At 71.7% G+C, this 25699-nt stretch carries 27 protein-coding genes; 9 read left to right on the top strand and 18 right to left on the bottom strand.

Going from position 1 to position 25699, the window contains the following annotated elements:
* Window position 1 precedes the first annotated feature (1 nt).
* The 7 genes from ybeY to hrcA form a co-directional block, all read right to left on the bottom strand.
* Complete coding sequence (gene ybeY / locus NUH29_RS06805) at window positions 2-463, bottom strand: rRNA maturation RNase YbeY (protein WP_258798276.1); 462 nt, start codon at window positions 461-463, stop codon at window positions 2-4.
* A gap of 3 nt (window positions 464-466) precedes the next feature.
* Entirely contained in the window at window positions 467-1453 is a 987-nt protein-coding gene (locus NUH29_RS06800; protein WP_258798433.1) for a PhoH family protein, read from the bottom strand.
* 73 nt (window positions 1454-1526) lie between these two features.
* Window positions 1527-1874, bottom strand: coding sequence for an HIT domain-containing protein (locus NUH29_RS06795; RefSeq protein ID WP_258798275.1), 348 nt, complete (start codon window positions 1872-1874; stop codon window positions 1527-1529).
* A 42-nt stretch (window positions 1875-1916) separates the two neighbouring features.
* Window positions 1917-2636: an aminoglycoside 3'-phosphotransferase gene (locus NUH29_RS06790; RefSeq protein WP_258798274.1), complete on the bottom strand. Its 720-nt coding sequence runs from the start codon at window positions 2634-2636 to the stop codon at window positions 1917-1919.
* Entirely contained in the window at window positions 2630-3355 is a 726-nt protein-coding gene (locus NUH29_RS06785; RefSeq protein ID WP_258798273.1) for a 16S rRNA (uracil(1498)-N(3))-methyltransferase, read from the bottom strand. The genes NUH29_RS06790 and NUH29_RS06785 overlap by 7 nt, the downstream gene beginning before the upstream one ends.
* A 13-nt stretch (window positions 3356-3368) precedes the next feature.
* Window positions 3369-4466 carry a molecular chaperone DnaJ gene (dnaJ, locus tag NUH29_RS06780; protein ID WP_258798272.1) on the bottom strand — a complete coding sequence of 366 codons (1098 nt, stop codon included), beginning with the start codon at window positions 4464-4466 and terminating at the stop codon, window positions 3369-3371.
* A 9-nt stretch (window positions 4467-4475) separates the two neighbouring features.
* A complete protein-coding gene (gene hrcA / locus NUH29_RS06775) occupies window positions 4476-5504 on the bottom strand; it encodes a heat-inducible transcriptional repressor HrcA (RefSeq protein ID WP_258798271.1) in 1029 nt (342 codons plus the stop codon).
* Window positions 5505-5696: 192 nt separating this feature from the next.
* Between hrcA and NUH29_RS06770 the strand changes: the two genes are divergently transcribed.
* Both NUH29_RS06770 and NUH29_RS06765 read left to right on the top strand, forming a co-directional pair.
* Complete coding sequence (locus tag NUH29_RS06770; RefSeq protein WP_258798270.1) at window positions 5697-6059, top strand: DUF4870 domain-containing protein; 363 nt, start codon at window positions 5697-5699, stop codon at window positions 6057-6059.
* A 59-nt stretch (window positions 6060-6118) separates the two neighbouring features.
* Entirely contained in the window at window positions 6119-6496 is a 378-nt protein-coding gene (locus NUH29_RS06765) for a DUF4870 domain-containing protein (protein WP_258798269.1), read from the top strand.
* Between the two features lie 72 nt (window positions 6497-6568).
* Here NUH29_RS06765 and hemW read toward each other — a convergent pair whose 3' ends face one another.
* Window positions 6569-7789, bottom strand: coding sequence for a radical SAM family heme chaperone HemW (gene hemW, locus NUH29_RS06760; protein WP_258798268.1), 1221 nt, complete (start codon window positions 7787-7789; stop codon window positions 6569-6571).
* A gap of 66 nt (window positions 7790-7855) precedes the next feature.
* On the opposite strand from hemW, the gene NUH29_RS06755 reads away from it, so the two are divergent.
* Genes NUH29_RS06755 through NUH29_RS06740 form a run of 4 tightly spaced genes read left to right on the top strand, consistent with a single transcriptional unit; the run spans window position 7856 to window position 10969 of the window.
* On the top strand, window positions 7856-8227 hold the full coding sequence (locus NUH29_RS06755; RefSeq protein WP_258798267.1) for a PadR family transcriptional regulator: 372 nt from the start codon (window positions 7856-7858) through the stop codon (window positions 8225-8227).
* Between the two features lies 1 nt (window position 8228).
* Entirely contained in the window at window positions 8229-9083 is an 855-nt protein-coding gene (locus NUH29_RS06750) for a permease prefix domain 1-containing protein (RefSeq protein WP_258798266.1), read from the top strand.
* Between the two features lie 54 nt (window positions 9084-9137).
* The gene (locus NUH29_RS06745) at window positions 9138-10145 is read left to right on the top strand and encodes an ABC transporter ATP-binding protein (protein ID WP_258798265.1); all 1008 of its coding nucleotides are present in this window, start codon (window positions 9138-9140) and stop codon (window positions 10143-10145) included.
* On the top strand, window positions 10142-10969 hold the full coding sequence (locus tag NUH29_RS06740) for an ABC transporter permease (protein WP_258798264.1): 828 nt from the start codon (window positions 10142-10144) through the stop codon (window positions 10967-10969). Before NUH29_RS06745 ends, NUH29_RS06740 begins: the two co-directional genes overlap by 4 nt.
* A 1-nt stretch (window position 10970) precedes the next feature.
* Here the strand turns inward: NUH29_RS06740 and NUH29_RS06735 are convergent, their stop codons facing one another.
* From NUH29_RS06735 to lepA, 4 genes are all read right to left on the bottom strand, one after another.
* On the bottom strand, window positions 10971-11696 hold the full coding sequence (locus NUH29_RS06735) for a DUF1990 domain-containing protein (RefSeq protein ID WP_258798263.1): 726 nt from the start codon (window positions 11694-11696) through the stop codon (window positions 10971-10973).
* A 33-nt stretch (window positions 11697-11729) separates the two neighbouring features.
* Window positions 11730-12467 (bottom strand): DUF1990 domain-containing protein, encoded by a 738-nt coding sequence (locus NUH29_RS06730; protein WP_258798262.1) that lies wholly within the window; start codon window positions 12465-12467, stop codon window positions 11730-11732.
* 42 nt (window positions 12468-12509) lie between these two features.
* Window positions 12510-13241: a hypothetical protein gene (locus NUH29_RS06725; protein ID WP_258798261.1), complete on the bottom strand. Its 732-nt coding sequence runs from the start codon at window positions 13239-13241 to the stop codon at window positions 12510-12512.
* 364 nt (window positions 13242-13605) lie between these two features.
* Window positions 13606-15462 (bottom strand): translation elongation factor 4, encoded by a 1857-nt coding sequence (gene lepA, locus NUH29_RS06720; protein ID WP_258798260.1) that lies wholly within the window; start codon window positions 15460-15462, stop codon window positions 13606-13608.
* A 168-nt stretch (window positions 15463-15630) separates the two neighbouring features.
* Here lepA and NUH29_RS06715 point away from each other — a divergent pair, with 168 nt between their 5' ends.
* On the top strand, window positions 15631-16734 hold the full coding sequence (locus NUH29_RS06715) for a hypothetical protein (protein WP_258798258.1): 1104 nt from the start codon (window positions 15631-15633) through the stop codon (window positions 16732-16734).
* Between the two features lie 62 nt (window positions 16735-16796).
* The gene (locus tag NUH29_RS06710; RefSeq protein WP_258798257.1) at window positions 16797-17279 is read left to right on the top strand and encodes an NUDIX domain-containing protein; all 483 of its coding nucleotides are present in this window, start codon (window positions 16797-16799) and stop codon (window positions 17277-17279) included.
* A 6-nt stretch (window positions 17280-17285) separates the two neighbouring features.
* Here NUH29_RS06710 and NUH29_RS06705 read toward each other — a convergent pair whose 3' ends face one another.
* Window positions 17286-17675 (bottom strand): DUF4190 domain-containing protein, encoded by a 390-nt coding sequence (locus NUH29_RS06705; RefSeq protein ID WP_258798256.1) that lies wholly within the window; start codon window positions 17673-17675, stop codon window positions 17286-17288.
* A gap of 231 nt (window positions 17676-17906) precedes the next feature.
* On the opposite strand from NUH29_RS06705, the gene rpsT reads away from it, so the two are divergent.
* Window positions 17907-18167: a 30S ribosomal protein S20 gene (gene rpsT, locus NUH29_RS06700; protein ID WP_258798255.1), complete on the top strand. Its 261-nt coding sequence runs from the start codon at window positions 17907-17909 to the stop codon at window positions 18165-18167.
* 310 nt (window positions 18168-18477) lie between these two features.
* Here rpsT and holA read toward each other — a convergent pair whose 3' ends face one another.
* From holA to NUH29_RS06675, 5 genes are all read right to left on the bottom strand, one after another.
* Complete coding sequence (gene holA / locus NUH29_RS06695) at window positions 18478-19500, bottom strand: DNA polymerase III subunit delta (RefSeq protein ID WP_258798254.1); 1023 nt, start codon at window positions 19498-19500, stop codon at window positions 18478-18480.
* Between the two features lie 40 nt (window positions 19501-19540).
* Window positions 19541-21856 (bottom strand): ComEC/Rec2 family competence protein, encoded by a 2316-nt coding sequence (locus NUH29_RS06690; RefSeq protein ID WP_258798253.1) that lies wholly within the window; start codon window positions 21854-21856, stop codon window positions 19541-19543.
* Window positions 21853-22461 carry a ComEA family DNA-binding protein gene (locus NUH29_RS06685; RefSeq protein WP_258798252.1) on the bottom strand — a complete coding sequence of 203 codons (609 nt, stop codon included), beginning with the start codon at window positions 22459-22461 and terminating at the stop codon, window positions 21853-21855. Before NUH29_RS06685 ends, NUH29_RS06690 begins: the two co-directional genes overlap by 4 nt.
* 62 nt (window positions 22462-22523) lie before the next feature.
* On the bottom strand, window positions 22524-25085 hold the full coding sequence (leuS, locus tag NUH29_RS06680; protein ID WP_258798251.1) for a leucine--tRNA ligase: 2562 nt from the start codon (window positions 25083-25085) through the stop codon (window positions 22524-22526).
* 73 nt (window positions 25086-25158) lie between these two features.
* Window positions 25159-25698, bottom strand: a complete 540-nt coding sequence (locus NUH29_RS06675) for a YaeQ family protein (RefSeq protein WP_258798250.1) — start codon at window positions 25696-25698, stop codon at window positions 25159-25161.
* Window position 25699: the final 1 nt, after the last annotated feature.

The following is a 25699-nucleotide window of genomic DNA, read 5'->3' as shown; positions in this document are numbered from 1 at the left end:
ACTACCGTCGTCGCTCGGCGTGGGCGAAGCCGATGAGGATGTCGCGCTGCAGCCCGAACATCTCGCGCTCCTCGTCGGGCTCCGCGTGGTCGAAGCCGAGCAGGTGCAGGATGCCGTGCGCGGTGAGCAGCTGCAGTTCGTCCTGGGTGGGGTGGCCGGCGGTCTTGGCCTGCTCGATCGCCACCTGCGGGCACAGCACGATGTCGCCGAGCAGCCCCGGCGGGGTGATCTCGTCCTCGCTGCCGGGGCGCAGCTCGTCCATGGGGAAGCTCAGCACGTCGGTCGGCCCGGGCTCGTCCATCCACTGAACATGGAGCTGCTCCATGGCGGCCTCGTCGACGAGCACGATGGCGAGATCGGCGTCCGGGTGCACGTGCAGGAAGTCGAGGGCGAAGGCGGACAGTCGCAGCAGCGCGGTCTCGTCGACCTCGACGCCGGACTCGTTGTTGATCTCGATCGACATCCGTCAGCTCTTCCTGATGTTCTTGCGGCGTTCAGCGCGGTTCGCGAACTCGCTCGCCTCGCGGCGCTCGTGGTCGCGCGCCTGCTTCTTCGCGTCGTACTCCGTGTAGGCGTCGACGATGCGACCGACGAGCGAGTGCCGCACGACGTCCTCGCTCGTGAGCGTCGCGAAATGGATGTCGTCGATCCCGTTCAGCACGCGCGTCACGAGCCGCAGCCCGGATGCGGCGGTCGGCAGGTCGACCTGGGTGATGTCGCCGGTGACGACCATCTTGGTGCCGAAGCCGAGACGGGTGAGGAACATCTTCATCTGCTCGGGGGTGGTGTTCTGGGCCTCGTCGAGCACGACGAACGAGTTGTTGAGGGTGCGCCCGCGCATGTAGGCGAGGGGCGCGACCTCGACGGTGCCGGCGGCGAGCAGCTTCGGCACCAGCTCGGGGTCCATCATCTCGTTGAGGGCGTCGTAGAGCGGCCGCAGGTACGGGTCGATCTTGTCGGTGAGGGTGCCCGGCAGGAACCCGAGCCGCTCCCCCGCCTCGATGGCCGGCCGGCTCAGGATGATGCGGTCGACCTCCTTGCGCTGCAGCGCCTGCACGGCCTTCGCCATGGCGAGGTAGGTCTTTCCGGTGCCCGCGGGCCCGATGCCGAAGGTGATGGTGTTCGTGTCGATCGCGTCGACGTAGGCCTTCTGGCCGAGGGTCTTCGGGCGAATCGCCTTGCCGCGCGCCGTGAGGATCGCCTGGCTGAGCACCTCGGCGGGCGCGCCGCCCGAGTCGAGGATGCGTCGGGAGGTCGTGACCTCGGCCGGGCCCAGGTCGACGCCCTTGCGCACCAGCTCGACCAGTTCGCCGACGAGACGCGCGGCGGCCTGCACGTCGGCCTCCGGGCCGTCGAGGTTCACGCGGTTGCCGCGCACGAGCACCACGACCTCCGGGTACTGGTGCTCGAGCGTCGTGAGCAGGCGGTCCTGGGGGCCGAGCAGCCGTACCATGGCGACGCCGTCGACCTCCAACTCGGCGTGACCGCGCTCGGCGCGCGGGGCGGCGCCGCCCTCGGGGAGTCCGTCAGCCAAGGGAGCCTTCCGTGAGGCCTCCCGCGAGCACGTGGGCATGCACGTGGAAGACCGTCTGCCCGGCGTTCGCGCCGGAGTTGAAGACGAGTCGGTAGTCGCCGTCCGAGTGCTCGGCGGCGAGCTGCTGCGCGATCGCGACGACGCGGGCGAGCAGCGCCGGGTCGGCCGCCGCGAGCGCGGCGACATCCGGGTAGGCGGCGGTCTTGGGCACCACGAGCAGGTGCACCGGCGCCTTGGGCGCGATGTCGCGGAACGCGATGACCGCATCGTCTTCGAAGACGATGTCGGCGGGGATCTCGCGCGCGATGATCCGCTCGAAGATCGTGGGGGCGTCCGGCATGCCCCCCATTCTACGGATGCGGGCTGCGCCTCCGCCGGTCGATCAGGTGGCGTCCCAGAGCGCGCGGTAGTACGCGATCCGCTCCGGGTCGGGGGCGATGCCGTACGCGACGAAGAACTCGGGCTCCCAGCTGTCTCCGTAGTTCCACCCGAGGCTCATGCTCGCGACCGCGAGATCCGCCCAGCGGTCGGCGAGCCCGAGCGCGGCGAGGTCGACGTGCCCCGTCCAGCGTCCGTCGGCGCCGATGATCGTGTTGGGCGCGCAGGGGTCGCCCTGGCAGACCACGAGCTCGTCGATCGGGGGCGGGTCGCCGAGCGCGGGGAGCTCGTGCCCCGCGGTGCGGGCTGCGACCGACCAGTCGAAGGGGCACTCGGCCGCCGGGAGGTGCTCGTGCAGCGCGCGCAGCCCCTCGCCGATCGCGCGGACGGCGGTGCGGGGCTCCCCCAGCCAGCGAGGCGTGACGGCGCCGCTGCCCGGCAGCTCGCGGGTGACCAGCAGTTCGCCCGCGCCGTCGCTCGCGTACTCCAGCACCTCGGGCACCGGGTGGAAGCGGATCGCCCAGGTCAGCCGGTCGCGCTCCGCCGACAGCGAGGCGCCGGATCCCGCCGGATTCCACTTCAGGTAGCGCGCGCCCGCGGCGTCGTGGAAGGTGAGCCCGCCCACCATGTTGCGCCATACCGCCCGCGGCGCGTGCACCCGGGTGCGCACCGCGTCCGGAACCTCGACGGGACCGTCGGGGGCGGAGGCGATCGGCATCACCATCGGCCGAGGCGCGCGTTCAGCACGGCGAGCGCCGCAGGCCCGGCGGTCGAGGTGCGCAGCACCTCCGCACCGAGCCGCGCGAGCACCGCCCCGGCGTCGGCGAGGCGCGCGAGCTCCCGCGGCGCGACGCCGCCCTCGGGACCGACCACGAGGGTGATGCGGGCGACGTCGTCGAGGGCGAGAGCGCTGAGGGGCACGTCGGCCGTCGGCTCGAGCACCACGACGAGCCCCGGCCGTCCGGCGAGCTGCGCGGTGGTGGTCAGCGACGCGACCTCGGGCACGCGCGCGCGGATCGCCTGCTTGCTGGCCTCCCGCACGATCGTGCGCCAGCGCTCCTCGTTGCGGGCGACCTTGGCACCCTCCCATCGGGTCACCGAGCGCTCGGCCGCCCACGGGATCACCCCGGCGACACCGAGCTCGGTGGCGGCCTGGATCGCGAGCTCGTCGCGGTCGCCCTTCGCGAGCGCCTGCGCCAGCCAGAGCTGCGGGCTGGGCTCCGGTTCGTGTGCCACCTCGTCGACCTCGACCGCGAGCACACCCGGTGCCGCCTCCACGACCGCACCGCGCACGACGGTGCCGCGACCGTCGCCCACCGCGATCCGCTCGCCCGGACGGATGCGCGCCACCTGCAGCGCGTGCCGCGCCTCGTCGCCCGTCACCTCGACCCGCGCGCCGGGACGCGGATCGCCGAGTGCGTCGGTCAGATAGAGGCTCGCCACCACCGGCCCTTCGTCAGCCCAGGAAGCGGTCGCGGAGCTTCGCGAACAGGCCCTGCTGGAACTTCGAGAACTGCGGCTTCGCCGGGGGGCGCTTGGACGCGAACTGCTTGATGAGGTCGAGCTCGCTCGAGTTGAGACGCACCGGGGTCTGCACGGCGATGCCGACGCGCAGCTCGCCGCGACCACCGCCCCGCAGCCGCGTGACGCCGCGCTCCTTGATGGAGACGATGTCGGCGGACTGGGTGCCGGGCTTGATCTCGATCTCGACGGGACCGTCGAGCGAGTCGAGCGTCACCGCGGCGCCGAGCACGGCATCCGTCATCTGCACCTCGAGGGTGGCGAGCAGGTCGTCGCCGGAGCGGCTGAAGATGTCGTGGTGGCGCACCTTGACCTCGAGGTAGAGGTCGCCGTTCGGGCCGCCCGCGGGGCCCGCCTCACCCTCGCCGGGGAGGTGCAGGCGCATGCCGGTGTCGACACCGGCGGGCACGTCGACGGCCACCTTGCGCTTGGCGCGCACGCGCCCCTGGCCCGCGCAGGTCGCGCAGGGGTTGGGGATGATCGTGCCGTAGCCGCGGCAGGTTCCGCAGGGGCTCGAGGTCATCACGTTGCCGAGCAGCGAACGGACCGAGCGCTGGATCTGACCGGTGCCGCCGCAGATGTCGCAGCGCGCGATCGAGGTGCCGGGGGCGCAGCAGGACCCCTCGCAGGCGCTGCAGAGCACGGCCGTGTCGATCTCGATCTCGTGTTTGGTGCCGAAGATCACCTCGTCGAGGTCGATCTCGATGCGCAGCAGCGCGTCCTGGCCCCGCTCGGTGCGCGAGCGCGGGCCCGCGGTGCGTCCGGCCGCGGCGCCGAAGAAGCTGTCGAAGATGTCGCCGAAGCCGAAGCCCCCGCCGCCCATCCCGGAGCCGCCCATGTCGTAGCGCTCGCGCTGCTCGGGGTCGCTCAGCACGTCGTAGGCGTGGGTCACGAGCTTGAAGCGCTCGGCCGCCTCCTCGGACGGGTTCACATCCGGGTGCAGCTCGCGCGCGAGCCGGCGGTAGGCCTTCTTGATCTCCTCGGGCGACGCGGTGCGCTCGACGCCCAGGACCTCGTAGTGGTCAGTACTCAACGTTCCTCATCATCCGTTGTCGTCGCCGAGCAGGCGCGACAGGTAGCGGGCGACGGCGCGCACGGCGACCATGTTGCCCGAGTAGTCCATGCGGGTGGGGCCGAGCACGCCGAGGCGCGCCACCGAGCCGCCCGGCGCGGTGTAACCGGAGGCGAGAACGCTCGTCTCCGAGAGGCCGTACTCGGCGTTCTCGCGGCCGATGCGGGCGGTGACCTCCTCGGAGTCGAGGTGCAGCTCGCCGAACAGCTTCAGGATCGTCACCTGCTCCTCGATCGCCTCGAGCACGGGGAAGATCGAGCCCGTGAAGTCGCGCTCGGTGCGCGCGAGGTTCGCGGCGCCGGCCATCACGAGCCGATCGTGCCGGTTGGCCGCCACCTGCTCGGCGAGGCTCGCCACCAGCGGCGCGGCGGCCACGCGATCGCCCGGTTCGATGTGCGCGAGCATGCCGCCCAGCGAGCCCGCGGCGTCGGCGAGGGCCACGCCGCCGAGTTCGCCGTTGATGCGCTCGCGCAGCCGGGCGAGCTGCTCCGGGTCCCCGCCCGCGACGCTGTCGACGATCCGCTGGTCGACGCGGCCGGTGTCGGTGATGAGCACGGCCATCACGCGGTGCGGGCCGAGGCCGACGAGCTCGACGTGACGCACCCGCGCGGTGCCGAAGGAGGGGTACTGCGCGAGGGCCACCTGGTTGGTCAGCTGCGAGAGCAGCCGCACGGTGCGCCCGAGCACCTCGTCGAGGTCGGCGCTCTCGCCGAGGAAGGTCTCGATCGCGCTGCGCTGCGCGGGGCTGAGCGGGCGCAGCTCGCTCAGCTGGTCGACGAAGACCCGGTAGCCCTTGTCGGTCGGCACGCGCCCCGACGAGGTGTGGGGGGCGGCGATCAGGCCGTCCTCCTCGAGCTGCGCCATGTCGTTGCGGATGGTCGCGCTCGAGACGCCGAAGGAGTGCCGCTCGACGATCGACTTCGATCCGACCGGCTCGCTGGTGGACACGTAGTCCTGCACGATGACGCGCAGCACGGCGAGGCTCCGCTCCGAGACCATGTGCACCGCCTTCCCCAGGATCCGCACCCGTCCGGCATCCGCTGGCACTCCGGGTTCGTGACTGCCAATACTAGCGTTCGGGCCCGTCGCGGGCTGCCGCGGGGCGGCCTGTCGCCGTTGCACCGGGGCATGCTGGGCGCTAGCGTGTGCATGCTCGCCCGAGTCTGCCCAATAGAGAAAGGCACCACCACCATGACCGATCCCGCTCAGCCGGCGCCGCAGCCCGCTGCTCCTCTGACCGAGGCCGAGGACAAGCAGTGGGCCTCGTTCGCCCACCTCGGCGGAATCATCGGCTTCCTGCCGTCGCTCATCATCTGGCTGATCTTCAAGGACCGCGGCCCGAAGACGAACGTCGAGGCCAAGGAGGCCCTCAACTTCCAGATCACGATCACGATCGCCTACGTCGTGGGCATCATCCTGTCGGTGATCCTGATCGGCGGCCTGATCTCCCTCGCCGCCTGGGTGGTGTCGATCATCTTCTCGATCATCGCCTTCACCAAGGTCAACGCGGGCGAGAGCTACCGCTACCCCTTCGCGATCCGCCTCATCAAGTAAGCGGCATCCGCTCGGTGCGCCGGACCCCTCGGGTCCGGCGCACTTGCTTTAATGGCGGCATGACTGCCACCCCGCCTCCTCCGCCGACTCCCGACTACGCGCCGACCGCCGAGATGAGCCCCGCCGACCAGCGCCTCTGGTCGACGCTCACCCACGTGGGCGGCATCCTGTTCAGCTGGCTCGCGCCGCTCATCACCTACCTGGTGCTGAAGGACCGCGGCGCGTTCGTGCGGGCGCACACCGCGACCGCCCTCAACTTCCAGCTGACGCTGCTCATCGCGTACATCGTCGGGTCCGTGCTGTCGGTCATCATCATCGGCTTCCTCGTGCTGCTGGCCGCCTGGGTGCTGTCGATCATCTTCGGCATCATGGCCGCGATCGCCGCGAACAAGGGCGAGTTCTACACGTACCCGATGTCGATCAAGTTCGTCAGCTAGCGCAGAACTAGCGCAGCCGGGCCCTCGCGCGGGGCCGGCGGAGCGTGCGCCGCGGATTATCGCGGCGCCGGACTAGCACAGCCGTCTGACGACGGCATCCGCGAGCAGCCGGCCGCGTCGTGTGAGCACGATGCGGCCGGCGATCGCGTTCCGGCCCTCGATCAGTCCGTCGGCGATGAGCTCGGCGACCGCCTTCCGCCCCTCGTCGCCGAGCACCTCCGTCGGCAGGCCGTCGACGATGCGGCTGCGCAGCAGCACGTCCTCGACCCGCCGCGTCTCGGCGTCCAGGGTCTCGCGGCCGGCCGCCGGGGAGACGCCGGCGGCGATGCGATCGGCGTAGGCGGCCGGATGCTTGACGTTCCACCAGCGCACCCCGCCGACGTGGCTGTGGGCGCCGGGACCCACACCCCACCAGTCCTGGCCGGTCCAGTAGGCGAGGTTGTGGCGTGAGCGGTGCGCCGCGTCGCTCGCCCAGTTGCTGACCTCGTACCAGGAGTAGCCGGATGCGGCGAGCAGCTCGTCGGCGAGCTCGTACTGGTCGGCCTGCAGCTCCTCGTCGGGCGCGGCCACCTCGCCGCGGGAGATCTGCCGCGCGAGCTTCGTGCCGGGCTCGACGATGAGCGCGTAGGCGGAGAGGTGGTCGGGGTGCTGGGCGAGGGCGAGCTCGAGCGAGCGTCGCCAGTCGTCGAGGCTCTCCCCCGGCGTGCCGTAGATGAGGTCGAGGCTCACCTGCAGTCCGGCCTCCCGCGCCCACTCGACCACGAGCGGGATGCGCGCCGGGTCGTGGGTGCGCTCGAGGGTGCGCAGCACGTGCGGCACGGCCGACTGCATGCCGAAGCTCACCCGGGTGAAACCCCCCGCGGCGAGTTCGGCGAGGCCCGCCTCGGTGACCGAGTCGGGGTTCGCCTCGGTCGTGACCTCGGCATCCGGGGCCAGCCCCCAGCCGTCGCGCACGGCGTCGAGCATGCGGATGAGGTCGCCGGGCGGCAGCAGCGTGGGGGTGCCTCCCCCGATGAACACGGTCGAGACCGGACGGTCGGAGACTCCGGCATCCGCGAGCACGCCGCGGGCGAAGTCCAGCTCGGCGACCGCCTGGCTCGCGTAGTCGCTCTGCCGCACGCCGCGGATCTCGGACGCCGTGTAGGTGTTGAAGTCGCAGTATCCGCAGCGCACCCGGCAGAACGGCACGTGCAGGTACACCCCCAGGTCGCGCTCGCCCGATCCGTCGGCAGCGGATGCCGGCAGGGCCCCGTCGGCGGGGGCGGGGTCCGCGATCGGGAGGGTGCTCGGCATCCGTCCATTCTCGCCGTCGCGCCGGGGTGTTGCAGATCGAGTACTTGATCAGATACAGTACTCGACATGGTTCAAGACTCCGATGCGTTCGCGGCCGATCTGCTGCGCGGACACACCGACACGATCGTGCTCGGCGTGCTGCGCCGCGGCGAGAGCTACGGCTTCGAGATCTACAAGACGATCCGCGACGCGACCGGAGGCGCCCACGAGATCAAGGAGGCGACGCTCTACGCCGCCTACCGCCGACTCGAGAAGGACGGCCTCGTCGAGTCGTTCTGGGGCGACGAGACCCAGGGCGGCCGCCGCAAGTACTACCGCATCACGGATGCCGGACGCGCCGTCTACCAGCGCAACGTCGCCGCCTGGACGGCGACGCGCGACATCATCGACTCCCTCCTCGACCCCCGCGGCTCCGGCCGCGCACCCGAAAGGCACTGACATGGCCGCCATCCACCGACTGCTCGACGAGGCCTTCGCCGGCATCGAGCCCACCCCCGAAGCCCTCGACCTGAAGGACGAGATCCGCGCCAACCTCGAAGCCCGCGTCGCCGAGCTCGAGGCCGCGGGCACCGAGCCGGATGCCGCCGCCCGCCGGGCGATCGACGAGCTGGGCGACGTGCGCGAGCTCGTCGCCGACCTTCCGGCGACCTCGCCGTGGAACGCGCACCGGGTGCGCCCGCGCCCCGCGTTCGTCGTGCGCACGGTGCTGCTGAGCATCGTCGCGGCGGCGGCGCTCGCGCTGCTGCTGCTCGACGGCGTCGGCCTGCTCGCGCTGCCGGCCGGGGCGCTCGCGGTCGCCGTCGCGGTCGTCGCCCTCGCTCTCGGCGTCGTCGTCGCCGACGCGCTGCGCCAGGAGACGTCGACCGACTACCCGATGTCGCCGCGGCGGGCCTCCGGATACGGTCTCGCCACCGCGGCCGTGCTCGGGGCGCTCGGCACCGGGTGGCTGCTGCTGAACGGTGTCGAGCTGCCGTGGCTCGCCCTCGCGGGGGTGCTGTTCCTCGGGGGCGTCGCCCTCTTCGCGGGCCTCGGCGCGAGCCAGACCAACCGGCACAAGGCCTGGGCGCTGCAGCAGTCCGACCACTACGCCGAGCAGGGCGACCGCTTCACCCGGGATCCGGCCGCCGCCGCGCGCTTCGGCATCTACACGCTCGTCATCATGGTGCTCGCGGTCGTCGCATTCATCGTGCTGACGGTCACGCTCGGCTGGGCGTGGTCGTGGCTCGCGCTCGTCGGCGGCTTCCTCCTGATGATGATCGTGCTCGCCCGGATGCTGTTCCCGCCCGCGCGCTGACGCATCCGCCTCTCCCCCTCTCCTTTCCCACCGCACACCTCAGGACGGTTCACCATGCCCACCTCTCCCCACGCCATCGAGGCCGAGGCGCTCGTCAAGCGCTACCGCACCGGCCGCCGCACCCCGCCCGTCGAGGCGCTGCGCGGGCTGAGCTTCGAGGTCGCCACCGGATCGGTGTTCGGGCTGCTCGGCCCGAACGGCGCCGGCAAGTCGACCACCACCAAGATCCTGACGACTCTCGCACTGCCCACCTCGGGCACGGCGCGGGTCGCCGGCGCCGACGTCGTGCGCGACGCGGCCGCCGTGCGCACCCGCATCGGCTACGTCTCGCAGGGCACCAGCACCGACCCGCTGCTGACCGTGCGGGAGAACCTCGAGCTCGCGGCCCGGCTGCGCGGCGTCGGTCGTGCGGATGCCGCGGGCCGGGCCGGGCGACTCATCGACGAGTTCGCGCTCGCCGAGCATGTCGAGCGGCCCGCCGGCAAGCTCTCGGGCGGCACCCGGCGCCGGCTCGATGTCGCGGCAGCCCTCGTGCACGCGCCGAGCGTGCTGTTCCTCGACGAGCCGACCACCGGCCTCGACCCCGAGTCGCGCGCCGCCATGTGGGGCGAGATCCGGCGCCTCGCCGGCCAGGAGTCGCTCACCGTCGTGCTGACGACGCACTACCTCGAGGAGGCCGACCGCCTCGCCGACCGCGTCATGATCGTCGACCACGGCGCGAAGGTCGTCGAGGGCACCCCGCAGGCGCTCAAGGCCGACCTCGCCGGCGACGGCGTGCGGGTGGAGCTCTTCGAACCGGATGCCGACCGCGTGCGCCGCGCCGCCGCATCCGTTCCGCTGCTGCGCGACGTCGTCGTCGAGGTGTCCGGCCCCACCGGGTCGCTCAACGCCCGCGCCGCCGACGGCTCCGCCGTGCTCGCGCCGCTCATCCAGGCGCTCGACGCGGCCGGGGTCGCGTTCGGCGCCGCATCCGTCTCGGGTCCGACGCTCGACGACGTGTACCTGCACCACGTGGGCCACAGCTTCGGCGGGGCCCACCCGACCGAAGGAGCCGCCGCATGACCGCCCTCGCCCCCGCATCCCCCCGCATCGTCCGCGCCTCCTGGGCGTCGCAGACCGGACAGGTCTTCCGCCGCTGGATCATCGGCACCTGGCGACAGGTGTGGGGTCCCGCGATGTCGCTGCTGCAGCCCGTGATCTGGATCGTGCTGTTCGGCCAGGTGTACAGCGCGCTCGGCACGCTGCCGGTGTTCGGCGACGACGGCTACATCGGCTACCTCGTGCCCGGCATCCTCATGATGACGGTGCTGTATTCGGGCGCCTGGGCCGGCACCGGCTACATCGACGACATCGGCTCGGGCGTGATGGATCAGCTGCTGAGCGCGCCCCTGTCGCGCAGCGCGATCGTCACCGGCCAGCTGCTGCAGCAGCTCGTGATCAACGTGCTGCAGTCGGCGGTGGTGCTCGGGATCGGCGCGCTCGCGGGCGCGAGCTACCCGGGCGGCGTGGGCGGCATCCTGCTCGCGCTCGTCGCGGCCACGCTGCTCGCCACCGTGTTCTGCTGTGCATCGAGCGCCGTGGCGCTCACCACGCGCAACCAGGTGGCGCTGATCGGGCTGTCGCAGCTGATCGTGCTTCCCGCCACCTTCCTGTCGACCACGATGATGCCGGCGACCCTGCTGCCCGACTGGGTGCAGGCGGTGGCGCGGTGGAACCCGATGACGTGGGCGGTCGAGCTCGGTCGGGCGGGACTCGACGGCACGCTGTTCGACGGGTCGGCGGATGCGGGGCGCCTTCTGCTCGAGGGCGCGGGGCTCGTGCTGCTGGCCGCGCTCGCGTTCGCGTGGACCGTGCGCTCGATCCGGGCCTACCAGCGTTCGCTCTGAGTCAGGCGACGGGCAGCGGGCCGGTCAGCTCGTGCAGGTAGCGGCGCACGAGCATCGCCTGCACGAGTCGCAGGGCGGGCAGCACGGCGCGCCAGAAGCCGGTCGCCGGCTTCGAGAAGATGCGCACCACGAACCAGACCGAGTCGTCGTCGCCACGCTCGACGGCGAAGAGCTCCTCGCCCTCGAGCGGGTGCCCCGGCAGGGTGCCGAAGGCCGCGCCGCGCCGCTCCGGCTCGTCGACCACGTAGACGACGCGCACGGGGAACGCGCGCGGCCAGAAGGCGGGCTTCAGCATCCCCGTGTCGCCGGCGCGCACCATCGGGTCGCCCTCGGGGGTGTAGAGCGTCTCGCCGTCGGCGCCGACCGTCGAGGGGCGCACGGGGTTGCCCTGCGCATCGAAGGCCACCGGAGTGTAGCTCGCTGCGGTCGCCGCTTCGGGAGCCTCGACGGGCGTCACGTGGAAACCGGCTCCGCGCTGGATGCCCCAGCTCATGACGCGCATCCACGCGTACTCCCAGCGGTCGGCGCCGTGGCCGATGCGGATGCGGCGCTCGATCGGCTTGTAGCCGCGCGGCGGGTACTGCAGCAGGTCGGCGGCCTGGGTCGCCCCGACCGCACCGTAGGTGACGGGCACGCGCCACAGCTCGCCGGGGTCGACCGTGGCGGTCGAGGCGGGAGCCGTCGACCGTCGGGGGGCGTCGCCGGGGGGCGCGGACGCGGAGGTCACGTGCCGATTCTCCCAGAATCGGGTGCGTGGGCGCTATTCGCCCGAGGCTTCCTCGCGCTCGTCGCCCCGCAGCTCCCACGGCAGCTCGGCGGGATCGAGCTCCACCGGTTCCTGCGGCGGGTCGTCGAACGGTGTCTTCTCGGGGCCCCCGAGTCCGTACCCGAGCCGGGAGATGCCCTCCACCCCGGAGGGTCCGTCGCTGACGAGACCGCGCCGCATCCCGCGCAGCCCCGGCAGCGGCTCGTCGGTCTCGACGATGAGCCGCATCGCCGAACGCGCGTACGCCCGCTGGAAGTAGGGCTGCGCGATCCGGATACCGGGCCAGAGCCACCGCCACCTGCCGCCCGACACGCGCGACACCGTGCGCACCACGAGCCACACGGTGCCGTCGGGGTCGCGCTCCACGAGGAAGCACTCCTCCCCCGTGATCGGATGCCCGACCCGCGTGCCGTATCCGAAACCCCGGCAGTCGGGCTCCTCGGCGATCCACACGACGCGCACGGGCTCGAACTGGTGGATGAATCCGCGGTGGTAGGTCGTGTCGTAGTCCCTCCCGAGCACGACCTGCGCGTCGTCGGGCTCGACCGTGAACCCGATCGCCGTCTTGATCGCCCAACCCGAGACGACGGCGACCGCCCGCTCCCACAGCACGTCGCCCTCGCCCACACGGATGCGCTGGGTGCGGGCCCGGAGGCCGGGCACCGGGGCGGCATCCGGGCGCGCGGCGCCGATCGTCGAGTACGTCAGGCCGTCGGTCGAGATCTCGTCCACGTCGTGATCATGTCAGGACGAACGACGACGGGGCCGAAAGAACTACGCTCCCGCACCATCGGGCAGATCGTGATGCCTCGCCACGGCGTCGAGGCTCTCGAGTGCACGCCGCGCGTGCAGCGCGTTCACGTCGTCGCCCTCGCGCGCGATGATCTCCAGCGCCGCACGCGAAGACGGACGCGTGGCGATCACCTGCCACTGCACCGATGCGGACCGATCTCGCGCAAGTTCGATCAGGTCGCTTTCATCGAGCTCGGGGCGATGCACCGCGGATGCGCGGGCGACCGACGAACGATCTCGCGCGAGCCGACGGGCATCATCGGCGGTGCACAACGCGTCATTCCACGCGCAGAACCCCCGAACCCGTGGACGAGGGTCGAGCATCAGTTCGTCGTAGAGCGCGCGATCGCGGGTGTTCTTGGCGATTCGCCCGACGGTTTCCGAGAACTCGTCGCCGGCGAGGATTCTCTGGGCTTCGATCGACAGCCCGGGCACCTCCGCCAGAATGGCGCGCATCCATTTGTCCGTTGAAGCCGCGAGCATCAACTGCCGTTCCGGATCGCCCTCGGCGGCGGGGATCAGCGCGAAGCGGACCTGCCACGCGTCATCCTCACGAAGCTGCTCGGCGAGTTCTCGGGATAAGGGTCGCCGCGCGGCGACAGCGGCGCGGACGACACGGGAGTCGTGCACAGCGAGCACACGGAGACGTTCGAGCGGGGTCGAAGGATCAGCAGCCTCGTCGACGGCTCGGGCGACGTCGCGCCGCAGGTTCACCGGTCACTCGTACGGGCGGCACGCTGCATCCCGCTACTTCTGGTGCTTCCTCGCGTCGAGGTCGCCCGACCGCGAATCGGGACGTCGACGGTCATGTGTCAAGTCTGCCGGAACGACCCGAGCCGTCGGCGCTGAGGGCCGAGCGGATGAGTTCAACGGTCGCCGCGATGGCTCCAAGTGGCCCAACGATGATGAACCCCAGACCGAGAAGAGTTCCCGCGTCACCTCGACCACTGAACCAAGCCCCCGTCAGGAGGAACGCCCCGACGATCGAGAGAACGATGAAGAGAACCAGGAAAGCGGTAGACCTCGGGACCGACCACAGTCTGCGCTTGCGCCCCGCTTCTCATGCGGATGACGTTAGCTACTTCTTGTCCTTCTTCGCCTCGACGTCGCCCGACAGCGCGGCGATGAACGCCTCCTGGGGCACCTCGACGCGGCCGACCATCTTCATGCGCTTCTTGCCCTCCTTCTGCTTCTCGAGCAGCTTGCGCTTGCGGGTGATGTCGCCGCCGTAGCACTTGGCGAGCACGTCCTTGCGCATCGCACGGATGTTCTCGCGGGCGATGATGCGGGCGCCGATCGCCGCCTGGATGGGCACCTCGAACTGCTGGCGCGGGATGAGCTCACGCAGGCGCGTCGCCATCATCGTGCCGTAGGCGTAGGCCTTGTCCTTGTGCACGATCGCGCTGAACGCGTCGACCGTCTCGCCCTGCAGCAGGATGTCGACCTTCACGAGGTCGCCGGGCGCCTCGCCCGCCGGTTCGTAGTCGAGCGATGCGTAGCCCTGCGTCTTCGACTTCAGCTGGTCGAAGAAATCGAACACGATCTCGCCGAGCGGGAGGGTGTACTTCAGCTCCACCCGGTCCTCACCGAGGTAGTCCATCGACTTCATGGTGCCGCGGCGCTGCTGGCAGAGCTCCATGATGGCGCCCACGTAGTCCTTCGGCGCGAGGATCGAGGCGTTCACGATCGGCTCGAGCACCTCGGCGATCTTCGCGCCCGTCGGGTACTCGGACGGGTTCGTCACCGTGACCGTCTTCTTGTCCTCCGTGGTCACCTGGTACGGCACGGAGGGCGCCGTGGTGATGAGGTCGAGGTCGAACTCGCGGCGCAGGCGCTCGGTGATGATCTCGAGGTGCAGCAGGCCGAGGAAGCCGCAGCGGAAGCCGAAGCCGAGCGCCACCGAGGTCTCGGGCTCGTACTGCAGGGCCGCATCCGACAGCTTCAGCTTGTCGAGCGCCTCGCGCAGGTCGGGGTAGTCGCTGCCGTCGATCGGGTAGATGCCCGAGAACACCATCGGCAGCGGGTCGGTGTAGCCCGGCAGCGCCTGGGTGGCCGGCTTCGCGGCGCTCGTGACCGTGTCGCCGACCTTCGACTGGCGCACGTCCTTCACACCCGTGATGAGGTAACCCACCTCGCCCACGCCGAGGCCCTTCGACGGCGAGGGCTCGGGCGACGACACCCCGATCTCGAGGATGTCGTGGGTGGCCCTCGTCGACATCATCTGGATGCGTTCGCGCGGGTTCAGCTGCCCGTCGACCATGCGCACGTAGGTGACGACGCCGCGGTAGGAGTCGTAGACGGAGTCGAAGATCATCGCGCGCGCCGGCGCGTCCTTGACGCCGACCGGCGCCGGGATGCGCTCGACGACCCGGTCGAGCAGCTCCTCGACGCCCATGCCGGTCTTGCCCGACACGCGCAGCACGTCGTCCGGGTCGCCGCCGATCAGCTGCGCGAGCTCGCGCGCGTACTTGTCGGGGTCGGCCGCCGGCAGGTCGATCTTGTTGAGCACCGGGATGATCTCGAGGTCGTTCTCGAGCGCCAGGTACAGGTTCGCGAGCGTCTGAGCCTCGATGCCCTGCGCGGCGTCCACCAGCAGGATCGCGCCCTCGCACGCGGCGAGCGAGCGGCTGACCTCGTAGGTGAAGTCGACGTGCCCCGGGGTGTCGATCATGTTGAGGGCGAAGGTGTCGCCGGCGACCTGCCACGGCATCCGCACGGCCTGGCTCTTGATCGTGATGCCGCGCTCGCGCTCGATGTCCATGCGGTCGAGGTACTGGGCGCGCATGTCGCGGTCGCTGACCACGCCGGTGATCTGCAGCATCCGGTCGGCGAGCGTCGACTTGCCGTGGTCGATGTGCGCGATGATGCAGAAATTCCGGATGCGCGCGGGATCGGTCGCAGCAGGCGGCAGGGGCTTCAGGGCGCGGGGTGACATATCCGGACGATTCTCCCATGCGCGCGGGCTCCGCTCGTGCGAGCGGGTGGACCGATCCGTCCAGCCCCCGCACTGGGGGTACGGATGATCGCTCACGACTCCGGATCAACGGGGGACACCCGATAGCGTCGGAGGGTACATCGCCCGACCACCGCCGGAGACCACCCGATGAAGAAGACCCTGGCCGCCCTGGCCACCACCGCCCTCGTGGGCTTCTCGACCTTCGCACTCGCGGGCGCCGCCAGCGCCTCGACGCCCATCGGCGACGCCGTGTTCTACACGACGGCCGACTTCGGCACCGAGACGGGCGCGGGGTACCCCGCGAACGACTGGTTCTTCGGGGAGCTGGGGTCGTCGTGGACGTCGGCGTCGGCCTCCTCGAGCGCCACCGGCCTCGACATCGACGCGGGCGCGGGCGACGCGCTGCAGATCCTCAACAACGAGTCGCGCCTCATCAGCAACGCCGAGGACTTCGCGAGCGCCATCGACGGCGCCGTGATCCACGCCTCGAGCAGCGACTGGGTGTTCCAGCTGCCGATCTTCGGCGAGACCGACGCGGAGTTCACCACGCTGCGTCCCGCCAGCACGGGCACCACCGACCGGACCGCGACGTGGATCACCTCCGGTGCGATCACCGACGGGGCCGGCGCGACGCTGTACGCCGCCAACGACACCGCGACCCTCGACGAGTTCGTGGCCGCGCTGATGCAGGGCGAGACCCCCGAGCTGCTCGCCTACGGCCTCTGGGTCAACCCCGACACCACCGTCTCGATCTACTCGGTCGACGTGTTCGACGACCTGAGCGTGTTCACGCCGATCCCCACGCGGTCGGTCACCCCGAACCCGGTCACCCCCGAGCAGACCAGCACCACCGGCCTCGTCTTCACCGGATCGGGATGGTTCCCGGGAGCGCAGATCTACATCGACGTATTCGTCTGCGACAGCGAGGACGACTCGCCCGCCAACTCCTACGACGGCAGCGGCGTGGCGGGACCCGACGGCACCTTCTCGGTGACGGTGATCTTCGACGAGCCGCTCCCGATCGGTACCTACTGCTACTACCTCGACGATGACGACGTGCTCTGGGACGGAGACGTGCTGCCCGAGCTCGAGAACCTCGTCGTGGCCGCGGCGGTCATCCCCGCCGCGCCCGCCCTCGCGGACACCGGCGCGAACACCACCCCGTACCTGATCGGCGGCGCCGTCGCGCTGCTGCTCGGCGCGGGAGCCCTCGTCGCCAGCGCGCGCATGCGCCGCCGCATCGAGGACTGACAGCCTGCACGAAGGGGGCGGACCGGACGGTCCGCCCCCTTCGTCATGCGTAGGCTCGTTGCGTGCCCATCCCCGACTTCGTACGCGAGCTGCGCCAGCACATCGGCACCACCCCGCTCTGGCTCACCGGCGCGACGGCCGTGGTGCTCGACGGCGACCGGATGCTGTTGATCCGCCGCTCCGACACGGGCGAGTGGGCGCCCATCACGGGGATCGTCGATCCGGGCGAGGAGCCGGCGGTCGCCGCGGCGCGGGAGGCGGCAGAGGAGGCGGGCGTCGAGATCGAGGTGGAGCGCCTGTCGTCGACCTGGGTCACCGAACCGGTCGTCTACGACAACGGCGACCGCGCCCAGTACCTCGACCTCACCTTCCGCTGCCGGTACGTCTCGGGCGACCCCGCGCCGGTCGACGGCGAAGCGCTCGAGGTCGCCTGGTTCGCGCTCGGGGCCCTTCCGCAGATGCGGGCGGAGTTCGCGGACCGCATCCGGCACGCGCTCGAACCCGACGGCCCCGCCGTGTTCCTGCGGGAGCCGTCGGGTCGGTAGCGGGGTCTAGAAGCCCAGGAAGTCGGGGCCCCAGCCGATCGCCGCGCCCCAGAGCGCGAACGGCGCGGCGAGAGCGAGGCCGAGGATCGCGAGCACGAGCCAGCCGAACGCGCCGACGAAGCCGAGCACGATGCCCCAGGTCGACATGGTGCGCGCCTGCGGCTCGCGCGAACGGGCGATGAAGCCGAAGACGATCGCGACGACGGACGCGATCCACCATCCGGTCGGGATCGCGGCGATGCCGAGCACCAGGCTCGCGATGCTGAAGGCGTTGGTGGCGGTGGTCGGCGACGCCGCGCGGGGGGCCGCGTAGGGGTTCTCGGGGGTCGCGGCGGGCGGCTGCTCGGCGGCGGCGGTCGGCTCGTCGACGGCGGGGGTGGAGGTCGTATCGGTCATGCACCCAGCCTCGGCGCCCGGCGGGGGCCGCGGTATCCGGCGAACCCCCGGATGCGGCGGGCGGGCATCCCCGGACGCGGACGGTGGCCGGGCACCGCATTGGCGCGCTCCCCCTCGGCCTGGTAACGTTGACCCTTGGTTTCCGCGTGCCCCACAACACGCGATTCGCCGGGATGCGCCCCTCTACCGCAGACGGCACACACCATCCGTTCCTGAACGAAAGACACATCCATGGCGAACATCAAGTCGCAGATCAAGCGCATCACCACCAACAAGAAGGCGCAGGAGCGCAACAAGGCCGTCAAGAGCGAGCTCAAGACCGCCGTGCGCGCCACGCGCGAGGCCATCGCCGCGGGCGACAAGGCCGCCGCCGAGGCCGCCCTCACCAAGGCCGGCAAGAAGCTCGACAAGGCTGTGAGCAAGGGCGTCATCCACAAGAACCAGGCCGCCAACCGCAAGTCGGCGATCTCGAAGCAGGTCGCCGCTCTCTGAGCCGCCACAGCGTCGAACGGGCCCCGCACCTCACGGTGCGGGGCCCGTTCCGTCTTCCGGGTGCCGCCGCCTCCCGCCTCCGTGCCGCCGTCTCCCACGTCGGTGTCGCCGTCTCCCAAATCAAGGAACTCGGCAACCCAACTCAAGGACCGAGTCCTGAAATCGGCCCCCGTCCGCCACATCCGCCACAGCAGTCACGCAGACCCCTTGATTCGGGTTGCTGAACTCCTTGATTCGGGATGCCGAGGACCCCGGATGCCGAGGACGCGGGGGTTCGGACACCGGGGTTCGGATACCGGAGGGCTACGGATCAGGCGGCAGCGCCGCGGGCGGCGATGACGGCGATCATGCGCTCGAGCGCGTAGACCGGGTCGCGGCCGGCGCCCTTCACCTGCGCGTCGGCGTCGGCGAGCGCCTCGATGGCGCGGGCGAGCCCCTCGTCGGTCCAGCCCTGGAGGTCGCGGCGGGCGCGGTCGACCTGCCACGACTGCAGGCCGAACTGGCGGGCGAGGTCGTTCGACGAACCGCGCGCCCCGGCGAGCTTGGCCATCGTGCGGATCTTCATGGCGAACGCCGCCACCATCGGCACCGGGTCGGACCCGGACGCGAGCGCGTGCCGCATGAGCCCGAGCGCCTCGCCCGGACGCCCGGCGATCGCCGCATCCGCGACCGCGAAGGCGGTGACCTCGGTGCGGCCCGCGTAGTACCGATCGACGACCGCCTCGGTGATGTCGCCGTCGGTGTCCGAGACCAGCTGACGGCACGCCGCGGCGAGCTCGGCGAGATCGTCGGTGAACGCCGACACGAGCGCGCGAACCGCGCCCGGGGTGGCCTTGCGCTGCGCCGTGCGGAACTCGGCGGCGGCGAAGTCGATCTTGTCGCCCTCGCGCTTCAGCTCAGCGCACACCACCTCGACGCCACCCCCGGAACCCGCGCGGATCGCATCGAGCAGCTTCTTGCCGCGCACCCCTCCCCCGTGCCGCAGCACGAGCACGGTGTCGTCGGCGGGCGCCTCGAGATACGCGAGGGTCTCCTCGAGGAACGCATCCGTGCACTTCTCGACCTGGCTCACCCGGATGAGTCGCGGTTCGGCGAAGAGCGACGGACTCGCGAGGGTCAGCAGCTCCCCCGGGGCGTACTGCCCCGCGTCGATGTCGGAGACTTCGAGGCTCGGGTCCGCGGCGCGCAGCTTCTCGCGGATGGCGCGGATCGCGCGCTCGGCGAGAAGCTCCTCGGGGCCGGTGACGAGCACGACGGGCGCCGGCTCGACGCGGTGCCAGTCCAGCTGCGGAATGGTGGTCTTCGCCCCCTTCGTCGCCGCGCGCACCGCCATGGCTTCAGTCTAGGGAGCGCGTGCGACGGTCGGTGCGGGATCAGCGCTCGGTCCAGACCCGAGGCGGCTCGCCGGCACCTGCCGGCGGTGCCACCAGGATCATCCCGTCGGTGTCGGTGCGCAGGCCCGCGGTTCCGGATGCCGCGAGGGAGTCGAGCGCCTGCTCCGTCGGATGCCCGTAGCTGTTGTCGGCACCCACGCCGATGAGACCGACCGACGCCGCCGCGTGCGCATAGAGCTCGGTGCTGAAGTCGGCCGAGCCGTGGTGGGCGACCTTCAGCACCTCGACGTGCGGCGGATGCGCGCGCCCGAGCAGTCGGCGCTGCGATTCCTCGCCGAGGTCGCCGAGCAGCAGCCCGCTCAGGCACGCGCCGCACCCCGCCCCCGGGGTCACGAGCAGCGTCACGCTCGCCGGGTTCCCCGGCTCGACACCGCTCGGCGGCGGCCAGAGCACGCGCCAGTCGAGCGCTCCCAGCGCACCCGAGAGGCCGTCCTCCGCCGCGACGACCTCGGCGCCGCCGTCGCGCAGCCGCTCGCGCAGCCGGGTGTCGCCCGGGTCGCCGACCGGGCCGACGAGCGCCAGCCCGACCCGGCCGAGCACGGCATCCGTGCCGCCCACGTGATCGTGGTCGTAGTGGGTCAGCACGAGCAGGTCGATGCGGCCGATGCCGAGCTCGTCGAGGCATGCAGCCAGGGGCGCGGGCTCCGGCCCGGTATCGACGAGCGCCACCGCGTCGCCCGAGCGGATGACCGTCGCGTCGCCCTGCCCGACGTCGCACATGGCGTACTGCCAGTCGGCGGGACGGCTCGCGAGCGCCACCACCCGGATGCCGGCCGTGGCACCGAGGTAGCCGAGCATCGCGACGCTCACGAGGGCCGCCGCGGCGCGGCGACGCCGGGACCCCGGCCGACCCAGCACCGCGACGAGCAGCACGCCGCTCACCAGCACCAGCGCCACGACGCCGACCGCTCCCGCCGGCCACGGCATCCGCGCCCCGGGGAGCGCCGCGACGGAGGTGGCCACGGCGGCCACCCACGAGGCGGGTACCCACGCGATGCTCGCGACGGCCTGGGCGAGCGGCGGTGCGAGGGGTGCGAGCAGGCACGCGACGAGGCCGAGCACGGTCGCGGCCGGGGCGGCGGGCCCGGCCAGGATGTTGGCGGGCACGCCCCAGACGGGCAGCGTCGGGGTGAGGAGCAGCAGCACCGGTTGGCAGGCGAGTTGCGCCGCGACCGGCACGGCGATCACGAGTGCGAGCGGTGCCGGCATGCGCCGCGCGAGCACGGCCGCGAGAGGCCCGGCGAGCAGCAGCAGCCCCGCTGTCGCCAGCACCGAGAGGGCGAAGCCGTAGGACCGCGCCGTCCACGGGTCGATCACCACCAGCAGGACGATCGCGAGGCACAGGGCGGGTACACCCCGCGTCGGACGCCCGAGGGCGAGCGCCAGCAGCACGATCGCCCCCATGACGGCCGCGCGCAGCACGCTGGGCTCGGGGGTGACGAGCACCACGAACCCCGCGAGCGCGGCGAGCGCGACCGCCACGCGCCCCGCGCGCGGCAGTCCGAGCAGCGCACCCAGGGCGAACACGGCCCCCACGACGACGGCGCAGTTGGCCCCCGACACCGCGGTCAGGTGACTGAGGGATGCGGTCTTCATCGCGGCGTCGAGCGACGCGCCGACGCGAGAGGTGTCGCCGACGGCGAGACCCGGCAGCAGTCGCGCGCCCTGCCCCGGCAGCGTCTCGCTCATCGCGACGAGCCCCTCGCGCAGTGCCGCCGCACCGCCGAGCGCCGGCGCAGGGCCCGACACCCGCACCGCCGCACCCTCCGCGAACGCGAGGAAGGCCTCCTCGTCTCCCGGATCGACGGGTCGCAGGCGGGCGGTCGCCGTCCAGGTCTCGCCGATCCGGGTCGCGGCGGGCTGGTCGAGGAACAGGAGCACGGATGTCGATCCCGCCTCGGGCCGGCCCGCGAGGGCGGCGGTCGCCGTGACGTGCCCGTCCACCTGCTGCCCGTCGACGACGAACGCCAGCTCGACCGGACCGGCGACCTCGGCGAAGGCGGGCGGAACCCGGTCGGGGGTGCGCACCGCGACGATGGTCGCGACGAGTGCGGCGGCGGTGAGGGCGAGCACCACGGCGGCGGGCACGTGCACGCGCAGCCCGATCGCCACCGCGAGCGCCGCGGCCGCCCAGAGCGCCGCGGCGGCGACGCCGAGCGGCGCATCCGGCGCGCACCCGATGAGCACTCCCCCGGCCGCCCAGGCTCCGATCGCCGCCGGCACGAGCCGCAGCTCCGCCGCTCGCGGCCCACTTCGCGCCACGCGCACGGTGTCGACGACCGCCGCGACGCTCACGGCACCACGAGCGGTCGCAGCGCGTCGACGGTCTTCTCGCCGATCCCGCTGACCGCCAGCAGGTCGTCGACCGAGGTGATCGGGCCGTTCGCCTCGCGCCAGTCGATGATGCGCTGCGCCATCGCCGGACCGATGCGCGGCAGGGTGTCGAGGGTCGCCGCATCGGCCGTGTTGAGGTCGACCCGCCCGTCGGATGCGGTGCCCGCTGCCGCAGGCGGCACCTCGCCGACCGCGGGCACCCGCAGCTGCTCGCCGTCGCTCAGCAGCCGGGCCAGGTTGACGCCCGCCGGGTCCGCGGCATCCGTGAGGCCACCGGCCGCCGCGACGGCGTCGACGACGCGGTCACCCTCGCGCAGCTCGTAGAGCCCGGGGTGGGTGACCTGCCCGAGCACGTGCACGAAGAGGGGCGCACCATCGCCTCCGCCAGCGACCAGCTCATCCGCCGCGGGCGTCGCGCTCGCCAGCACCTCGCGGGTGACGCCGTGGGGGGTCACGACGGTCACGAACACCGCGATCGCCGCGCCCGCGAGCAGCACGATGAGCGCCGCCCCGACCCCACGACGCACCCGGGCGCGGGAGGTGCCGGGGTCGGGGTCGACGCTCACCCGGGAAGGCTAGGAGGCGCGAAGTGACGCCTGCCCGGGCGGGAGTCGGGCTGGTGGAGAGCTCAGCCGCGGGTCGCGATGTTGACGACGCGAGGAGCCCGCACGATGACGTTCACGATCTCGCGCTCGCCGACCGCGCGCTGCACGGCCGCCGAGGCGCGGGCGAGCGCCTCGAGCTCGGCGGAGTCGATCGTCGGGGACACCTCGAGCCGGTCGCGCACCTTGCCGTCGACCTGCACGATCGAGGTCACCGACTCCTCGACGAGCAGTCGCGGGTCGGGCTTCGGCAGCGCCTGCAGCGCCACCGTCGGCGCGTGGCCGAGCGTCGCCCACATGTCCTCGGCGGTGTAGGGCGAGAACAGCGAGAGCAGTATCGCGAGCGCCTCGGCCGCCTCGCGCACGGCGGGATCCGCCCCGCCGACGCCCGCGTCGATGGCCTTGCGCACCACGTTCACGTGCTCCATGAGCCGGGCCACGAGGACGTTGAACTTGAACGACTCGACGAGCCCCGGCGCATCCGCGAGCAGCCGGTGGGTCTGACGCCGCAGCGCCGTGTCGCCCGAGCCGAAGGCCACACCCGGCTCGGAGGCCACGTCGCCCGCGACGCGCCACGCGCGCGCGAGGAACTTCGCCGAGCCCGAGGGCGACACGTCGGCCCAGTCGATGTCGTCCTCCGGCGGGCCCGCGAAGGCCATCGTGAGACGCACGGCGTCGACGCCGAACTCGTCGAGCTGGTCGGAGAGGCGCACGAGGTTGCCGCGGCTCTTCGACATCGCCGAGCCGTCCATCAGCACCATGCCCTGGTTGAGCAGCGCCGAGAACGGCTCCGTGAAGCCCACGTAGCCGAGGTCGAACAGCACCTTGGTGATGAAGCGCGCGTAGAGCAGGTGCAGGATCGCGTGGGTCACACCGCCGACGTACTGGTCGACGGGGGCCCACTTGTCGGCCTCCTTCACGTCGAACGCCTGGGCGTCGTCGTTCGGCGACAGGAACCGCAGGAAGTACCACGAGCTGTCGACGAAGGTGTCCATCGTGTCGGGGTCGCGGCGCGCCGCGGTGCCGTCGGGCAGGGTCACGTTCACCCAGTCCTCGGCGCCGCCGAGCGGCGAGGTGCCCTTCGGCTGCAGGTCGAGCCCAGCGGATGCCGGCAGCGCGACCGGCAGGGCCGACTCGTCGACCGGGATCTCGCGGCCGTCCTCGGCGTGCAGGATCGGGATGGGCGTACCCCAGTAGCGCTGACGCGAGATCAGCCAGTCGCGCAGCCGGTAGGTCTTCGCGGCGCGCCCCGTTCCGGCCTCCTCGAGCAGTTCGATGACCCGGCGGATGGCGTTCTGCTTCGACAGGCCGTCGAGCGGGCCCGAGTTGATCATGCGGCCGTCGCCCGCGAGCGCCTCGCCCGTGACGGCCGGATCCATCGACGCGAGGTCGCGCACGGCATCCGGGTTCTCGAGCATCTCGGGCGTGATGACGGGGATCGCGCCGGTGATGGGCGCCGTCACGTCGAGCACGATCCGGATCGGCAGCTCGAACTTCCGCGCGAAGTCGAGGTCGCGCTGGTCGTGGGCGGGCACCGCCATGACGGCGCCGTGCCCGTAGTCGGCCAGCACGTAGTCGGCCGTCCACACGGGGATGCGGTCGCCGTTCACCGGGTTGATCGCGTAGCGCTCCAGCGGGATGCCGGTCTTCTCGCGCGTGGTGTCCTGACGCTCGATCTCGGTCGACTTCTGCACCTGGGCGAGGTAGGCCGCGAAGGCCTCCTGCACCTCGGGGGTGGAGCCGGCCGCGAGCTCGGCGGCGAGCTCCGAGTCGGGGGCGACGACCATGAAGGTGGCGCCGAACAGCGTGTCGGGCCGCGTCGTGAAGACGGTGACCTTCTCGTCATGCCCCTCGATGACGAAGTCGACGTCGGCCCCGGTGGACCGCCCGATCCAGTTGCGCTGCATCGCGATGACCTTCGACGGCCAGCTGCCCTCGAGCTGGTTCAGGTCGTCGAGCAGCCGGTCGGCGTAGTCGGTGATCTTGAAGTACCACTGGGTGAGCTTCTTCTTGGTGACGACGTTGTCGCAGCGCTCGCAGCGCCCGTCGACGACCTGCTCGTTGGCGAGCACCGTCTGGTCGAAGGGGCACCAGTTGACCCAGCTCGCCTTGCGGTAGGCGAGGCCCTTCTCGTAGAGCTTGAGGAACAGCCACTGGTTCCACTTGTAGTACTCGGGGTCGGAGGTGTGGATGACCCGGTCCCAGTCGAAGCTCGTCGCGTAGCGGCGCATCGAGGAGCGCTGCTGGGCGATGTTGTCGTAGGTCCACTCGCGCGGGTCGATGCCGCGCTTGATCGCCGCGCCCTCGGCCGGCAGCCCGAACGAGTCCCAGCCGATCGGGTGCAGCACGTTGAAGCCCTGGAGGCGCCAGTAGCGGGCGATGATGTCGCCGAGCGCGTACGCCTCGGCGTGACCCATGTGCAGGTCGCCCGAGGGGTAGGGGAACATGTCGAGCACGTACTTGCGGGGGCGCTTGTCGGCCGGGTCCGAGGTCGAGAACGGCTTCAGCTCGTCCCAGATCGGGAGCCAGTGCTCCTGGATGCGACGGAAGTCGTATCCGTGCTCGTCGGTCTGCTCGTGCTGGGTCACTGACGCTCTGCCTCTCGGGATTGCAACCTTTACAGAGTAGTCAACGTTCCGGAGGTGTTCGGTGTGCCCGCGGTCAGGCGAGCGGGTGGTCGTGCACGGCCGAGGTGAGGGTCGTGCCGTCGAGCTCGAGGTAGAGCTGGTGCTCGGTGACGGAGAGGCTCAGCTCGGTGCGGCGGCCGATGCGCCCGGCGACCTCGTCGACGAAGCCCGGATCGAAGCTGTGCAGCACGATCTCGTCGGCCCGGTGGATCTTCTTGCCCGCCCACTGCGGCAGCAGCTTCGCCGGGTCGCGGTGGGTGTAGATCACGGTGCGGTCGGCCTGCTTGCTGCCCGCGTGCAGGCGCTCGGCATCCGGGGCGCCCACCTCGATCCAGGCGCGGATGAGACCCGTGAGGTCGCGCACGAGCACGGCCGGCTCGTCGACCGCGGAGATGCCGCCGCCGAAGGCGATGCCCTCCTCGTACTCGAGACAGTAGGCGAGCACGCGCGCGACCATGTACTCCGCCGTCTCGGACGGATGGCGCGCCACCCGCAGCTCGAGCTGCTCGTAGACGCCGCGGTCGACGTCGGCCAGGTTCACGGTGAAGGTGTAGATCGTCGCGCCGGCAGCCACG

It is taken from the genome of Protaetiibacter mangrovi, from assembly GCF_024752305.1.
Taxonomy (GTDB): domain Bacteria; phylum Actinomycetota; class Actinomycetes; order Actinomycetales; family Microbacteriaceae; genus Homoserinibacter; species Homoserinibacter mangrovi.
Note: the sequence above shows the minus strand (reverse complement) of the source record. Positions and strands in the feature narration are given on the sequence as shown.